At 65.5% G+C, this 14,643-nt stretch carries 12 protein-coding genes; 4 read left to right on the top strand and 8 right to left on the bottom strand.

What is annotated here, in order from left to right; genetic code table 11:
- Positions 1 to 6 precede the first annotated feature (6 nt).
- The 3 genes from BRAGE_RS0140620 to BRAGE_RS0140610 are packed head-to-tail and all read left to right on the top strand — an operon-like array spanning position 7 to position 2,890.
- Complete coding sequence (locus tag BRAGE_RS0140620) at positions 7 to 900, top strand: ABC transporter permease (RefSeq protein WP_027563219.1); 894 nt, start codon at positions 7 to 9, stop codon at positions 898 to 900.
- The gene (locus BRAGE_RS0140615) at positions 900 to 1,907 is read left to right on the top strand and encodes an ABC transporter ATP-binding protein (protein WP_027563220.1); all 1,008 of its coding nucleotides are present in this window, start codon (positions 900 to 902) and stop codon (positions 1,905 to 1,907) included. The genes BRAGE_RS0140620 and BRAGE_RS0140615 overlap by 1 nt, the downstream gene beginning before the upstream one ends.
- The gene (locus tag BRAGE_RS0140610) at positions 1,904 to 2,890 is read left to right on the top strand and encodes an ABC transporter ATP-binding protein (protein WP_027563221.1); all 987 of its coding nucleotides are present in this window, start codon (positions 1,904 to 1,906) and stop codon (positions 2,888 to 2,890) included. Before BRAGE_RS0140615 ends, BRAGE_RS0140610 begins: the two co-directional genes overlap by 4 nt.
- On the opposite strand, the gene BRAGE_RS0140605 is transcribed toward BRAGE_RS0140610, so the two are convergent.
- The 8 genes from BRAGE_RS0140605 to BRAGE_RS0140570 all read right to left on the bottom strand — a co-directional run bounded on the left by BRAGE_RS0140605 (position 2,862) and on the right by BRAGE_RS0140570 (position 12,798).
- Positions 2,862 to 3,674 (bottom strand): hypothetical protein, encoded by an 813-nt coding sequence (locus tag BRAGE_RS0140605; RefSeq protein WP_027563222.1) that lies wholly within the window; start codon positions 3,672 to 3,674, stop codon positions 2,862 to 2,864. The genes BRAGE_RS0140610 and BRAGE_RS0140605 overlap by 29 nt on opposite strands.
- A gap of 267 nt (positions 3,675 to 3,941) precedes the next feature.
- Positions 3,942 to 5,915, bottom strand: coding sequence for an acetyl-CoA carboxylase biotin carboxylase subunit (locus tag BRAGE_RS0140600; protein WP_027563223.1), 1,974 nt, complete (start codon positions 5,913 to 5,915; stop codon positions 3,942 to 3,944).
- On the bottom strand, positions 5,912 to 7,528 hold the full coding sequence (locus BRAGE_RS0140595) for an acyl-CoA carboxylase subunit beta (RefSeq protein WP_027563224.1): 1,617 nt from the start codon (positions 7,526 to 7,528) through the stop codon (positions 5,912 to 5,914). The genes BRAGE_RS0140600 and BRAGE_RS0140595 overlap by 4 nt, the downstream gene beginning before the upstream one ends.
- Positions 7,529 to 7,651: 123 nt before the next feature.
- Positions 7,652 to 8,518 (bottom strand): 3-keto-5-aminohexanoate cleavage protein, encoded by an 867-nt coding sequence (locus BRAGE_RS0140590; protein ID WP_027563225.1) that lies wholly within the window; start codon positions 8,516 to 8,518, stop codon positions 7,652 to 7,654.
- Positions 8,519 to 8,725: 207 nt separating this feature from the next.
- A complete protein-coding gene (locus BRAGE_RS0140585) occupies positions 8,726 to 9,529 on the bottom strand; it encodes a helix-turn-helix domain-containing protein (protein WP_027563226.1) in 804 nt (267 codons plus the stop codon).
- 193 nt (positions 9,530 to 9,722) lie between these two features.
- Entirely contained in the window at positions 9,723 to 10,379 is a 657-nt protein-coding gene (locus BRAGE_RS0140580) for a glutathione S-transferase family protein (protein WP_027563227.1), read from the bottom strand.
- Positions 10,379 to 11,542 (bottom strand): acyl-CoA dehydrogenase family protein, encoded by a 1,164-nt coding sequence (locus BRAGE_RS0140575; protein WP_027563228.1) that lies wholly within the window; start codon positions 11,540 to 11,542, stop codon positions 10,379 to 10,381. Before BRAGE_RS0140575 ends, BRAGE_RS0140580 begins: the two co-directional genes overlap by 1 nt.
- 119 nt (positions 11,543 to 11,661) lie before the next feature.
- Positions 11,662 to 12,798 carry an acyl-CoA dehydrogenase family protein gene (locus BRAGE_RS0140570; protein WP_027563229.1) on the bottom strand — a complete coding sequence of 379 codons (1,137 nt, stop codon included), beginning with the start codon at positions 12,796 to 12,798 and terminating at the stop codon, positions 11,662 to 11,664.
- Positions 12,799 to 13,065: 267 nt separating this feature from the next.
- On the opposite strand from BRAGE_RS0140570, the gene BRAGE_RS0140565 reads away from it, so the two are divergent.
- On the top strand, positions 13,066 to 14,616 hold the full coding sequence (locus BRAGE_RS0140565) for an acyl-CoA synthetase (protein WP_027563230.1): 1,551 nt from the start codon (positions 13,066 to 13,068) through the stop codon (positions 14,614 to 14,616).
- Positions 14,617 to 14,643 lie beyond the last annotated feature (27 nt).

Here is a 14,643-nt window from a genome sequence, read left to right as displayed (position 1 = left end):
AGCTGTTTGGCCGCGATCGACTTTGACGTTGAGCTGAGACGCGCCGGGGCGAACGCGACCGGAGGCTGGCGGCGCGTGCTGTTCATGGCGCAGCGGCATGTGCTGGGCGCGGCCGGGCTCGTCATCATGACGGTGTTCGTGCTAACAGCCGTCTTTGCCGACTTCATCGCGCGCTATGATCCGCTGACGGTCGATGCCGCACGTGCGCTGGCGCGCCCGAGCTGGGCGCACTGGATGGGCACGGATTCGTTCGGCCGCGACGTGTTCAGCCGCATCATCCACGGCGCGCGGATCTCGCTCGCGGTCGGCATCGGCTCGACCGCGCTCGGCGGCACGATCGGCGTCATCGTCGGCCTCACCTCCGGCTATCTCTCCGGCTGGGTCGACCTTGTGTTCCAGCGCGTCTCCGACATCCTCCAGGCGCTGCCCCTGCTGGTCCTCGCGCTGATCATGACGGCGGCGCTCGGCCCGTCACTGCCGAACGTCATCATCGCCATTGCCATTCCGCTGATCCCGACCGTGTCGCGCGTCATCCGCGCCAACACGCTGGCGCTGCGCGAGCAGCCCTTCGTCGAGGCCGCCAAGTCGATCGGCATGAGCGAGGTACGGATTGCGCTCCGCCATGTGCTGCCCAACACGCTGGCGCCGCTGATCGTGCTCGCCACCGCCCAGCTCGGCTCGACCATCCTCACCGAAGCCTCGCTCTCCTTCCTCGGTCTCGGCATTCCCGAGCCTTATCCGTCCTGGGGCCGCATGCTCTCCGAGTCCGCCGCCGAATATGTCCGCACCGCGCCGTGGCTAGTGATCTTCCCGGGCATCGCGATCAGCCTCGCCGTGTTCGGCGCCAATTTGTTCGGCGACGCCCTGCGCGACATCCTCGATCCCCGGCAGCGCGGCTGATGGCGAAAGAATCCGACCTCGTGCTCGATGTGAAGAACCTGAAGACGGTGTTCTTCACCAATTCGGGGCTCTTCAAGGCGGTCGACGACGTCTCCTTCACGGTGAAGCGCGGCGAGACGTTGGCGATCGTCGGCGAATCCGGCTGCGGCAAGAGCGTCACCGCGCTGTCCCTGATGCGGCTGGTGCCCGATCCGCCCGGACGCATCGTCGGCGGATCTGTTACGCTCGAAGGCACCGATCTGCTGGCGTTGGACGAAGCCCAGATGCGCAAGATCCGGGGCAATCGCATCTCCATGATCTTCCAGGAGCCGATGACCTCGCTCAATCCCGTGATGCGGATCGGCGACCAGATCGTCGAGGCCGTGCGGCTGCACCGGAACATCTCGTCGAAGGAGGCACAAGGAATCGCCGTCGAGATGCTGCGGCTGGTGCGCATCCCCGAACCGGCGCGGCGGGCGAAGGAGTATCCGCACCAGCTTTCCGGCGGCATGCGCCAGCGCGCGATGATCGCGATGGCGCTGGCCTGCCGGCCGGCGCTGCTGATCGCGGACGAGCCGACCACCGCGCTCGACGTCACCATCCAGGCGCAGATCCTGGCCCTGATCCTCGATCTCCAGAAGGAGCTCGGCACGGGTCTGGTGCTGATCACGCACGACCTCGGCGTCGTCGCCCAGACCGCGCAGCGCGTGATCGTGATGTATGCGGGGCGGAAGGTCGAGGAAGCCAGCGTCGAGGCGCTGTTCGCGGCGCCGAAGCATCCCTATACGCGCGGGCTGATGGCCTCGATCCCGGCCGTGCCAGCGTCCGGCGTCGCGGCGCAGGAGCGGCTCAACGAGATTCCCGGCACCGTGCCGTCGCTGGTGCGGCTGCCGAAGGGCTGCGCTTTCGCGCCGCGCTGCAAGCTCGCGATCAAGCGCTGCGAGGCAGAATACCCCCCGCTAGCGGATTGGGGCGGCGGCCATCTCGCGGCGTGCTGGCGTGCGGCTGAAGTTGCGGAGGTGGCATGACCCAGGCTCTGCTCGAAGTCACCGACCTCAAGAAATATTATCCGGTGCGCGCCGGCGTGCTGCGGCGGCAGGTGGGCACCGTGCACTCGGTCGACGGCGTCTCGTTCTCGCTTGGCGCCGGCGAGACGCTCGGGCTCGTCGGCGAATCCGGCTGCGGCAAGTCGACGGTGGCGCGCAGCGTGCTGCGGCTGGTCGAGCCGACCTCGGGCCAGATCCGCCTCGACGGCGAGGACATCACGCATCTGTCCAAGACGGCGCTGCGCCCGCATCGCCGTTCGATGCAGATCGTGTTCCAGGACCCGTTCGCCTCGCTCAATCCGCGCATGACCGCAGGCGATATCGTCGGCGAGCCGCTCGCCGTGCACGGCCTCGCCACCGGCAAGGCCCTGGAGGCGCGCGTTGCAAAACTGTTTGAGCAGGTAGGCCTGCGGCCCGACCAGATGCGCAACTTCCCGCATCAATTCTCCGGCGGCCAGCGCCAGCGCATCTGCATCGCGCGGGCACTCGCGCTGGAACCGCGTCTGATCGTCTGCGACGAGCCGGTGTCCGCGCTCGACGTCTCGATCCAGGCGCAGGTAATCAACCTCCTGATCGACCTACAGCGCCAGCACGGCTTCTCCTATCTCTTCATCGCGCACGACCTCGCCGTGGTCGCCCATATCAGCCATCGTGTCGCCGTGATGTATCTCGGCCGCATCGTCGAGATCGCCGACAAGGACGAGCTGTTCAGGAATCCGCGCCATCCCTACACGCAGGCCCTGCTCGCCTCCGTGCCGATCGCCAACCCGCTCGCGAAGAAGCTGGCGCCGCTGGTCGATGGCGACGTGCCGAGCCCGGTCAATCCACCCTCCGGCTGCGCATTTCACACGCGCTGCCGGTTTGCGATGGAGCGATGCAAGACGGAACGGCCGGCGCTGGTGAATGCGGGCGACGGGCACCAGGTGGCGTGCTTGCTCAATGACGGGACGGGGCGGAGCCAGTAGGCCGTAGCGCGCTGATCACCGGCCAGGCTGCCAGCGCTGCGGAGAGATGCTTGAGCGTGTGGCCCGAGACGATGTGTCCTGTGGCTTCGAAAATGGTCGCATCGCCGAGCTCGAAAAGCTTCGCCAGCACATAAAAGACAATCACGCCGCCGAGCGGCACGCCGAACGCACCGGGCCGGGGCCGCGTCAGCGCCAGTCCCACGGCGAGCGCCATGCCGCCGAACTGCACGACCGCCCATGGCGTGAGATTCTCGCGCGCCACCCAGGCCGCGAGCGGGCCCGCAACCGTCATCAGCATCACCATCGCCAAGCCCGCGCGCTTGCTGACGCGCTCGCTGGCCGCGATGCCGAGAAAGCCCGCGAACGCCACCGCCATGCCGAGACGATCAGCCACGAGCCGCTGCGGCGCGTCAGGATCCAGATGATAGATGCTCGACCCGATACAGGTGAGGATCAGGCCCACGAAGAAGCAGCCTGCGCCCACGGGCGCATCATTGTGGCCACGCAGCTGCATCAGACCCCAGACGCCCATTGCCACGAAGGCGAGATTGCTCAGCACGTCGCCGGCGTTGGGCACGCCCAGCCAGAAGCGGGTGTCGACGTAATGCGGGATGGGCCAGGCGGAGGCGTGCAGCGTCGGCGCGAAGACCGCCGCCAGGGTCAGGACGAAGAGCGCGGCGATCAGGCATTTCTCGCGGAAGTGCGGGGCGCCGACTGCGAAACGGCGGCGCACTGATGGGAATATCGTGTCGATCGCTTGGCCGGGGTCATTTGCGCGCAACATGCGTGGCTCCAGACGAATTGAACGAAGTTCATTATTGATAGACCAGAATTGAACAATGTTCAATGAGGATTGTGCGCTAAGTCTCGCGAGCTCGAATGTCATTGAAATTATTCATATTTTTGGAGTTTACGACCGAGGAGGTGCCGTTGGTGCCGTAGGGTGGGCAAAGCGAAGCGTGCCCACCACCTGTATGCCAATCGAAACGAATGGTGGGCACGGCGCTATGCGCCTTTGCCTACCCTACGATTGCGGAGTTCGCGGCGCCGACTACGCCCCGATCTCCACAACGATCCTGCCCGTCGTCACCTGCTCGCCCTCGGTGACGTCGATTGCCGAAACCACGCCATCGATGCCGGCCTTGTGGACGTGCTCCATCTTCATCGCTTCCAGCGTCATCACCGGTTGGCCGGCGGTGACGCGGTCGCCCGGCTTGACCAGCACAGCGACGACGCGGCCGTTCATGGCGGCGCGGACCTTGCCGTCGCCGCCGTTGCTTGCGGCGGCCTTCGGCGCAGCGAGGGTGAGATCATTCACCGCGAGCGGGATGCCGCGATGCTGGAGATACAGCCGATCGCCGTCCCGCAGGAATTTTGCGCTGTCCATCACGCCATCGTGGCGGAAGCGAATGGCATCGGCATCGAGCTGGTCGATCTCGAACGTTTCCTTCCGGCTGTCGGTGGCGACAATGTAGCTGCCATCGCGCTCGCGGGTGACTTCGAGCTCGTACGCCTGGCCGGCGATCTCGATCTTTGCCGGCAGCGGGAATGTTGCCGCGAGACTCCGGGCCCCCTGCCATGACGGCGAGCGCGGATTGGTGATGTAGAGCAGCAGGCATGCCAGTGCCGTATCGAATGCGGCGTTTGCGCGCGGCACCAGCAGCTCGTCGCGATGCGCGCCGATGAAGGTCGTCGTTGCTTCGCCCCTGGCAAAGCCGGGATGGCGCAGGCACGACATCAGGAACGCCTGGTTGGTGGTTACGCCGAACGCGGTGAGTTGCTCGAGGCCAACGATCAGCCGCCCCCTCGCCTCCTCGCGCGTCGTGCCGTGGCCGATCACCTTGGCGATCATGGAATCGTAGAACGGCGGGATCTCAGAGCCCGATTGCAGCGCATGCTCGACGCGGATGCCGTCAGGCACCTGCCAGCGCGCCATGCGTCCGGACTGCGGCATGAAGTCGTGCGCGGCATCTTCCGAGCACAGCCGCACCTCGATGGCATGGCCTGTGAAGCGGATGTCCTGCTGCTTCACCGGCAGCGCCTCGCCGCGCGCGACGCGCAGCTGCAGCTCGACGAGGTCGAGCCCGGTGATCGCCTCGGTTACGGGATGCTCGACCTGGAGACGCGTGTTCATCTCCATGAAGTAGAACTCCCCGCTTTGATCGAGCAGGAATTCCAGCGTGCCGGCGCCCTCGTAACGCAGCGCCTTCACCGCCGCGACCGCGACCTCGCCCATTTTCGCGCGCAGCTCCGAAGTGACGGCCGGCGACGGCGCCTCCTCGATCAGCTTCTGGTGCCGCCGCTGCACCGAGCAGTCGCGCTCGCCGAGATGGATGGCGTTGCCGTGGCTGTCGCCGAACACCTGGATCTCGATGTGGCGTGGATTTTCGATGGCGCGCTCGAGGATCACGGTGGGATCGCCGAACGCCGCCTTCGCTTCCGACCGCGCGCTGCGCAGCGCATCCGGAAACGATGCAGCATCGGTCACAAGCCGCATGCCGCGGCCACCGCCGCCGGCAACCGCCTTGATCATCACGGGGAAGCCGATCTTTTTGGCCTCGGCGAGCATGATCTCGTCGCTTTGGTCGGCGCCCTGATAGCCGGGCACGATGGGCACGCCGGCCTTCTTCATGATCTCCTTGGCGCCGGCCTTGTTGCCCATCGCCTCGATCGCCTGCGGCGACGGGCCGATGAAGACCAACCCGGCATCCTTGCAGGCTTGCGCGAAATCTTCATTCTCGGCGAGGAAACCATAGCCGGGATGCACTGCGTCCGCACCGCTCGCCTTCGCGGCTGCGATGATCGCGGGGATGTTGAGATAGGACTGCGCCGGCAAGGCTTCACCAATGCACACGGCCTGGTCGGCCTGCTTGACGTGGAGCGCGCCGCGATCGGCGTCCGAATAAACCGCGACGACGCCGAGGCCGAGCCGCCGCGCGCTGCGCATCACACGCAACGCGATCTCGCCGCGATTGGCGACCAGAACCCTATAGAACGGCCGGTGCTGCACTGATCCGTTCCTCATGGGCGGGCCACCGAGAATTGCATGCGCTGGGGCGCGCGCGAATCGCCCTCGCGGCAGATCGCGAGCACCTCCGACAGCACCGCGCGCGTGTCGCGGGGGTCGATCACGCCGTCGTCGAGCACGCGTGCGCTGGTGGAGAACACGTCCATCTGGCCGTCGAACACACCGACGATCTGCGCCTTCATGGCCTCCAACTTGTCCTTCTCGATCGGCTTGCCGCGGCGCGCGGCGGCGGCCTCGGTCACGATCGCCATAGTCTCGGCGGCCTGCTCGCCGCCCATCACCGCGGTCTTGGCGTTCGGCCAGGAGAAGCAGAAGCGCGGATGGAAGCCGCGCCCGCACATGCCGTAATTGCCGGCACCGAACGAGGCACCGCAATAGATCGTGATCTGCGGCACCGTCGCCGAGGTCACCGCCTGGATCATCTTGGAGCCGTGCTTGATCATGCCGGCTTCCTCATAGGCCTTGCCGACCATGTAGCCGGTGGTGTTGTTGAGATAGAGGATCGGCGTGCGGGTCTGGCAGCAGGCCTGGATGAAATGCGTCGCCTTGTTGGCGCCAGCGGGATCGAGCGGGCCATTGTTGGTGATGATGCCGATGGCCTGGCCCTCGATGCGGGCATGGCCGCAGACGGTGGCGGGGCCATAGTTCGGCGCCATCTCGGTGAAGTCGGAATCGTCGATGATCCGCGCGATCACCTGCTTCATGTCGACGGGGCGCTTGTGGTCCATCGGCATGATACCGAGCAACTCATCCTGGTCGTAGCGCGGCGGCTTGAACTCCGACGCCGCTCGGCCCGGCCGCTCCCATTCCAGCGCCGCCATGATCTCGCGCGCGATGCGCAATGCATCGCGGTCGTCCTCGGCGAGATAGTCACCGAGGCCGGAGACCTGCGTGTGCATCTCGGCGCCCCCGAGCTCTTCTTCCGTAGCGATCTCGCCGGTCGCGGCCTTTAGCAGCGGTGGCCCCGCGAGGAAGGCGCGGGTGCGGCCGCGAACCATGACGATGTAGTCCGAAAGGCCGGTCTGGTAGGCGCCGCCGGCGGTCGAGGAGCCGTGCGTGACGGTGACAACCGGCAAGCCTGCCGCCGAAAGCCGCGCCAGATTGCGAAAGATATTGCCGCCGCGGACAAAATCCTCGACGCGGTAGCGCAACAGATTGGCGCCGGCGCTCTCGACGAGCTGCACGTAAGGCAGCTTGTTCTCCAGAGCGAGCTCCTGCACCCGCAGCGTCTTGTCGAGGCCGTAGGGCTGCAGCGCGCCGGCATCGATGCCGGAATCACTGGCGCTGACCATGCAGCGGATGCCGGAGACGAAGCCGATGCCGGCGATCACGCCGCCGCCGGGCACACTCTTGCTCGCATCCGGCACGTCGAACATGTAGCCGGCGAGCGTCGACAGCTCGATGAAGGGCGCGCCGGGATCGAGCACCAGCGCGACGCGTTCGCGCGGCAGCAGCTGACCGCGCTTGTGGAAGCGATCCTTTGCGGCGGCGGATGCGGCCCGCGTGCGCTCTTCCAGCGCGCGCATGCGGTCGATCAGTGCGAGCATGCCGTCGCGATTGGCGTGGTAGGCGGCGCTGCCGGGGGAAATGGTGTTTTCGAGAATGGACATAACTCTTTCCCAGTCGTCATTCCGGGGCGCGCGTAGCGCGAGCCCGGAATCCATACTCCCCGATCGTGGTTATGGATTCCGGGCCTGGCCCTTCGGGCCATCCCGGAATGACGGAGTGTGTGGCTACCTGTTCGTCCCAAAGATCTTCCGCGCCTCGGCGGGGCTCGCGATCTCGCGGCCGGCGCGGCGGGCGCAGGCGGCGATGGCCTCGATCAGCTGGCCGTTCGAGGTCACCTTCTTGCCGTCGGCGAGATAGAACGCGTCCTCGAGACCGGTACGCAAGTGACCGCCGAGCTCGGCGCAGCGCTGGTGCAGCGGCCAGATCTCCTCGCGGCCGATCGCGGTGACCTGGAACTGCGCTTCGGGGCGCTTCAGCTTGATCAGGATCGGCAGCAGCTCCGGGTCCGACGGCATGCCGGAGGCAACGCCCATGACGAAATTATACTCGAGCGGGCCCTTGTACATGCCGACCTGGTGATACATGCCGACGCAGCGGACGATGCCGACGTCGAAGCATTCGAACTCGGGGATAGTGCCGACCTCATTCATGACGTCGAGATAGTCCTTCACCTTCTCGACCGCGTTGTCGAACATCATCGGCGGCCAGGCCCAGGTGTTGTCTGCCTTGACCTTCAAATAATTCAGCGAGCCAGCGTTGCAGGCAGCGATCTCGGGCTTGGTCTCGCGGATGCAGTCGAGCGCGCCGGAGTAGTTCGGGCCTGAGACACCCGAGGTGTGGTTGATGATGACCCCGGGACAGGCTTCGCGGATCGCCTGCTGGATCTCCTTGCTGACGCTGACCTCCCAGGACGGCAGATGGCCCTTGCCCGGCGCCTGCTGGCGCAGATGGATGTGCATGATGGAGGCGCCGGCATCGAACGCAGCCTTGGCCTCGCGCGCCATCTGCTCGGGCGTCACGGGCACGTTGTGCTGCTTCGGGTCGGTGAGCACGCCGTTCAGCGCGCAGGTGATGACGGCCTTGTCGCTCATGCCAAAAATATCTCGCACGTTGAGAATTCAACGCTTGCGATCATGTGATGCGGGGCATGCGGCTTCTTGCGCGGAGAAGCTAGCTAAAGACGAGCTATCGTAGGGTGGGTAAAGCGTAGCGTGCCCACCAACTTTGCCAGTTGCCGACAGGTGGTGGGCACGGCGCAAGAGCGCCTTTGCCCACCCTACGAAGCGACGAGAGCGAGCCTAGCCCGCCTCCGCGAGCACCCGCACCGTCTCGGTGCTGCGATAGATCGCAAGATCGCGCGAGCCGACGAAGATCGCGCGCGGCTTCAATCCATAGAAGCGGCGGATCGAATGGCTGAAATGGGTGCTGTCGGGATAACCGATGTCCTGCGCGAGATGGGCGAGGTTGAGGTCCTGGTTGGCGAAGTGCAGCAGATGCCGCGCGCGCTTCCAGGCGCGGAAGGAGCGGAACGAGATGCCGGTCTCTTCCTTGAACAGATGCAGGAAGCGCGAGGCCGAGAGGCCCGCTTCGGCCGCACATGTATCCGCCGTGACCGGCTCGCCGGAGAAACGCTCGATGCGGGCGACTGCGCGCATCACGCGCGGGTCGAGCACGCGGCGCGGCAGCGCCTCGCCAAAACACATCTCGTCGAATTCGGCGGTGGTGATGTCGCCGTAGCGGCGTTGGCGCAGCAGCGCGTAGGCAGCCAGGATCTTTCGGGCATAGACCGCGCGGTCCGGCCCCGTCAGCCGCTGGGCCAGGGCTTCGATCACGCCATCCGGCATGCTCTCGGGCTCAAGCGTCACGCTGATTGCGGTGCGGTAGTCGCTGGCAATGGAATGGCGCTGGTTCGGCAGCGTGACGAACAGCTCGCCGGTGGCGAGAACGTCGTCGATGGTCAGGTGGAGATTGCCCTTCACGGCCACATAGACATGGCAGCAACCCGGAGTCCGCTTGCGGGGCCGTCCGAGCAGGCCGGCATAGAACACCCGCTCCGGCGTGATCAGCATCAGATGGTCGGATTCGCGACCGTTATAATCCATTGGGCATCCTCCTCGCGCGGCTCTTTGGCCGCTGCGGACGGAGGTCACCTTAGCGGAAATTTGGGCGCTGTCACGACGGGATAGCGCTGTCATGAAAACATGCGTCGTCGTTCCGGGGCGGTCCAAAGGGCCGAATCCGGAACCTCAAGATTCCGGGTTCGCGCTATTGCGCGGCCCGGAATGACAGCTTCCCTTACGCCCTCACGCGCGGCGCAACATTCTGCTCAAGGCCGGCCTTCTGCTCCGCAGCAACCGCGCGCCTGAAACCATCGCGCTGCTGCAGGCGCGACCAATAAGCTGCGACATTTGGCCCAAAGTCCTTGGCGAGCCCGATATTGTCGGCGAGGCGCAGCGCATAACCGATGACAATGTCAGCGGCGGTGAAGCGACCGGCGCACAAGGTTTCGGCATTGGCCGTCGCTGCCTCGACGGCGCGCAGCCTGCCCAGAAACCATTTTGCGTAATCGGTGGCGACCTGCGGAACGCGGCGCTCTTCCGGCTCGAGCTGGGTGTATCGGAGCACCAGCGTCTGCGGGAAGGTTAAGGTGGCGTCGGAAAAATACATCCAGTTCAGGAACGCGCCATAGGCGGGATCCTCGGAGCCGACCATCAGCGGCGTCGGCCCGTATTTGATGCCGAGATAATGGCAGATGCCCGAGGACTCGGTCATCCGCGTCTCGCCGTCGATCAGGAAGGGGATAGTGCCGAGCGGATTGATGCCAAGATAATCCTTGGCAAACACTCGCGGCGGGAACGGCAGCATCTTCAATTCATACGGCAGCCCCATCTCCTCCAGCATCCAGAGCGGGCGGAACGAGCGCGCAGCGTCGCAGTGATAGAGCGTGATCATCAGGCGTTTTCCTTACTTCCCGGCAGCGTGCCCATCATCTTGCACAGGACCATCAGCATGACCTCGTCGGCGCCGCCGCCGATCGAGGTCAGGCGGCTGTCGCGATAGGCGCGGCTGACCGGCGTCTCGTTGGTAAAGCCCATTCCGCCCCAATATTGCAAGCAGGCGTCGGTGAGCTCGCGCCCGAGCCGGCCGGCTTTCAGCTTGGCCATGGTCGCAAGCCGCGTCACGTCCTCGCCCGCGACCAGCTGCTCGGCAGCGCGATAGATCAGCGCGCGCAACAGCTCGACCTCGGTCTGCATCTCCGCAAGCTTGAAGTGCACGACCTGGTTGTCGAGGATTGACTTCCCGAAAGCCTTGCGGTTGCGGGTGTACTCGATGGTCTGGTCGATGATGTATCCGTGTGCCTTCAGACAGGCGGCCGCGCCCCAGAGCCGCTCCTCCTGGAACTGGATCATCTGGTAGGTAAAGCCCTTGCCCTCCTCCCCGATCCGGTTGCGCTTGGGCACGCGGACATTGTCGAAGAATATCTGCGCGGTGTCCGACGAGCGCATGCCCATCTTGTCGAGCTTGCGCGCGACCGTGACGCCCTTGCTCTTCATGGGCACGCAGATCAGCGACTTGTTGCGGTGAACGGGCCCATCGCCGGTGTTGGCGAGCAGGCAGATCCAGTCGGCCTGGGTGCCGTTGGTGATCCACATCTTGCCGCCATTGATGACGTAGTCGTCGCCGTCGGATTTCGCGCTGGTCTTGATCGAGGCGACGTCGGAGCCCGCGCCGGGCTCGGAGACGCCGATGCAGGCGACGTAATCGCCTGATATCGAGGGGCTGAGGAATTCGCGCCGCACCTCGTCCGAGCCGAACCGCGCCAGCGCCGGCGTCGCCATGTCGGTCTGCACGCCGATCGCCATCGGCACGCCGCCGCAGGTGATGGCCCCTAACTCTTCCGCCATCATCAGCGCATAGGAATAGTCGAGGCCCGAGCCGCCGAACTCGACCGGCTTGTTCAGCCCGAGGAAGCCGAGGCTGCCCATCTTCTTGAACAGCTCATGCGCCGGGAAGATGTCGGCCTTCTCCCATTCATCGACGTGAGGATTGATCTCATTGGCGATGAATTTCTGCAAGCTACGGCGGATGTCGTCGTGATCGGCGGTGAATAGCATTCTTTCCCCTTTGTCATTCCGGGGCGCGCGAAGCGCGAACCCGGAATCCAGAGATTAGGTCCTACAATATCGAGATTCCGGGTTCGACGCTTCGCGTCGCCCCGGAATGACGGTGAGGGTCACAACCCCATCTGCCGGCTTGCCAGATCCTTCATGATCTCCTCGGTGCCGCCGCCGATGGCGTTGACCTTGACCTCGCGGTAGATGCGCTCGGCCTTGATGCCGCGCATGAAGCCGGCGCCGCCAAAGATCTGCACGGCTTCCGAGGCGCAGAACGCCATGGTCTGCGTCGCCTGGTTCTTCATCATGCAGATCTCGGCGACCGGGCTCTCGCCCTGCTCCAGCCGCCACGCCAGCATTTCCAGCATTGCCTGACTTGCGGCGACCTTCTGTGCCATGTCGACGATCTTGTGCCTGATGACCTGGTGCTGGGCGAGCGGCTTGCCGAATGTCTTGCGCTCCTTAGCGTAGGCAATCGCCTCGTCGAGACAGACGCGGGCGAAGGCGGTGCAGCTCGCCGCCATGCCCATGCGCTCGCTGTTGAAGTTCTGCATGATGATCTTAAAACCCTGGCCCTGTTCGCCGATCAGGTTCTCGGCCGGTACGCGGCATTCGTCGAAATGCAGCGTTGCGGTGTCCGAGGCCCACCAGCCCATCTTCTTCAGCTTGGTGCGCGACAGGCCGGGCGTGTCGCCCTCGATCAGGAGCAGGCTGACGCCGCCGGCGCCCTCGCCGCCGGTGCGCACCGCCACGGTCAGGTAGTCGGCGCGCACGCCTGAGGTGATGAAGGTCTTTTCGCCGCTCACGACGTAGTGATCCCCGTCGCGCCGCGCCCTGGTGCGGAGGTTTGCGACATCGGAGCCGCCGCCCGGCTCGGTGATGGCGAGCGCAGAAATCTTCTCGCCGGCTAGCACCTGCGGCAGCAGGCGCGCCTTCACTTCCGGCCGCGCCGCCCGCGCGATCGGCGGCGAGCCGATGGTGTGGCTCATCAGGCTGGCGCTGACGCCGCCGGCCCCGGCGCGCGCCAGCTCCTGGCTGGCCACGATCTTCATGAACTGGTCGGCGGCGATCCCGCCATATTCCTCGGGGAATCCAAGCCCAAGGAGACCTATCTCCGCCGCCTTGCGATAGAGCGCACGCGGGAATTCGCCGGCCTCGTCCCATTCATGGGCGAAGGGCGTGATCTCCTTGTCGACGAAGCGGCGCATGACCTCGCGGAAGGCGTCGTGCTCAGCGGTATAGAACGGGCTCGTCATCGCAACTTTCGCCCTGTTGGCGGATTCGGCTCATTCACCATGGCCGGAACATTTGCCGTTCACTTGCGCAGAGTGGCTGACCGGAGGAACCGCTCTACCGCAGCCTATCGCCTAGCAACTCAACGCAAGACGATTTTCACCCCTCGCAGGCCAACTCCGGATCAAAAAAGACTGCTGCACAGACTCCGGCTGGCCCCAGGGCCATGCCGGGCATGGTGCACGGCAACAGGGACGCGAGGCGGCACAAGACCGCCGAGGGAGGGATTTTTGGCCGTTCGTTACTACGACTGGATCGCCCACCATGGCCGCCGCACACCTGACAAGGTTGCGGTGATCGATCTCGCCAGCGAGCGCCGCTTCACCTATGCGCAGCTCGACGCTCGCGTCTCGCGCCTCGCTTCGTTCCTGCGCCATACGCTCAACGTCTCGCGCGGCGACCGCGTCGCGGTGCTGGCGCTGAACACGACCGATACGCTGGAAGCGCAGTTCGCCTGCGGACGGCTTGGCGCCATCTTCGTGCCGCTGAACACCCGCCTCACCGTTCCCGAGCTTCAGTTCATCACCAGCGATTGCGCGCCGAAGGTGATGATCCACGACACTGACCTGGCCGAGACCGCGCTCGCGGTCGCAAAGCTCTGCAATGTCGCGACCAGCCTGCTGCTCGGCACCGGCGGCGCCTATGAAGCCGGCATTGCCGCCGCAAAGCCGCTCGACCGCGCCGAGGAGGTCACGCTCGATGACGTCTCGACCATCATGTACACGTCGGGCACCACGGGTCATCCCAAGGGCGCGACGATCACCCATGGCATGACCTTCTGGAATTGCGTCAATCTCGGCGGCCCCGCCTACATCGGGCCGGCCTCGGTGCTGCTCACCGTGCTGCCGCTGTTCCACACCGGCGGACTGAATTGCTACACCAATCCCGTCCTGCATGCCGGCGGCACCGTGATGATCATGCGCGCCTTCGATCCCGGCACGGCGCTCGGCCTGATTAACGATCCCGCGCAGGGCATCAACGTGTTCTTCGGCGTGCCCGCGATCTACCAGTTCATGGCGCAGCATCCGGCTTTCGCGACGAGCGATCTGACCCGGCTGATCGTCTGCGGTGTCGGCGGCGCGCCGATGCCGGTGCCGCTCTTGAAAGTCTGGGAAGCCCGCGGCGTCGCGCTCCAGCAGGGCTACGGCATGACCGAGACCTCGCCAGCCGTGCTGGTGCTCGACCGCGAGGACGCGGCGCGCAAGGCGGGCTCGGCCGGCAAACCGGTGCTGCACACCGAGGTGCGAATCGTGCGCCCCGACGGCAGCGATGCCGATACCGGCGAGCTCGGTGAGCTCTGGGTCAAGGGACCCAACATCACGCCCGGCTACTGGAACAGGCCGGAGGCGAACAAGACGTCCTTCACCGACGGCTGGCTGCACACCGGCGATGCTACGCGCGTGGATGAAGAAGGCTTCTACTACATCGTCGACCGCTGGAAGGACATGTACATTTCCGGCGGCGAGAACGTCTATCCCGCCGAGGTCGAGAACGTCCTGCACCAGCTCACCGCGATCGCGGAAGCCGCGGTGATCGGCATTCCCGATGCGCAATGGGGCGAAGTGGGCCTTGCCATCGTCGCGGTCAAACAGGGCCAGCGGCTGAGCGAAGCCGAGGTCTTGGCGCATTGCGCGGCGAATCTCGCGCGCTTCAAATGCCCGCGCCAGGTCCGCTTCGTCGATGCGCTGCCACGCAACGCCACCGGCAAGATCCACAAGCCGACCTTGCGCAAGGAATTCTCGGTGGCTTCCGAAGTCGACAAGAAAGCCGCCAACGCCTGATCGAAGCGCCCCTCGCGGGCGCTTTTT

The sequence above is a fragment of the Bradyrhizobium genosp. SA-4 str. CB756 genome, from assembly GCF_000473125.1.
Taxonomy (GTDB): Bacteria; Pseudomonadota; Alphaproteobacteria; order Rhizobiales; family Xanthobacteraceae; genus Bradyrhizobium; species Bradyrhizobium arachidis.
This window is presented reverse-complemented; position numbering and strand designations above follow the sequence as displayed.

Bases quoted from the DNA above. Each gene is read 5' to 3' on its own strand.
- BRAGE_RS0140570 (WP_027563229.1), bottom strand. From the start codon at position 12,798: ATGACGAGCCCGTTCTATACCGCTGAGCACGACGCCTTCCGCGAGGTC.
- BRAGE_RS0140595 (WP_027563224.1), bottom strand. From the start codon at position 7,528: ATGTCCATTCTCGAAAACACCATTTCCCCCGGCAGCGCCGCCTACCAC.
- BRAGE_RS0140605 (WP_027563222.1), bottom strand. From the start codon at position 3,674: ATGTTGCGCGCAAATGACCCCGGCCAAGCGATCGACACGATATTCCCA.
- BRAGE_RS0140610 (WP_027563221.1), top strand. From the start codon at position 1,904: ATGACCCAGGCTCTGCTCGAAGTCACCGACCTCAAGAAATATTATCCG.
- BRAGE_RS0140585 (WP_027563226.1), bottom strand. From the start codon at position 9,529: ATGGATTATAACGGTCGCGAATCCGACCATCTGATGCTGATCACGCCG.
- BRAGE_RS0140580 (WP_027563227.1), bottom strand. From the start codon at position 10,379: ATGATCACGCTCTATCACTGCGACGCTGCGCGCTCGTTCCGCCCGCTC.
- BRAGE_RS0140590 (WP_027563225.1), bottom strand. From the start codon at position 8,518: ATGAGCGACAAGGCCGTCATCACCTGCGCGCTGAACGGCGTGCTCACC.
- BRAGE_RS0140600 (WP_027563223.1), bottom strand. From the start codon at position 5,915: ATGAGGAACGGATCAGTGCAGCACCGGCCGTTCTATAGGGTTCTGGTC.
- BRAGE_RS0140575 (WP_027563228.1), bottom strand. From the start codon at position 11,542: ATGCTATTCACCGCCGATCACGACGACATCCGCCGTAGCTTGCAGAAA.
- BRAGE_RS0140615 (WP_027563220.1), top strand. From the start codon at position 900: ATGGCGAAAGAATCCGACCTCGTGCTCGATGTGAAGAACCTGAAGACG.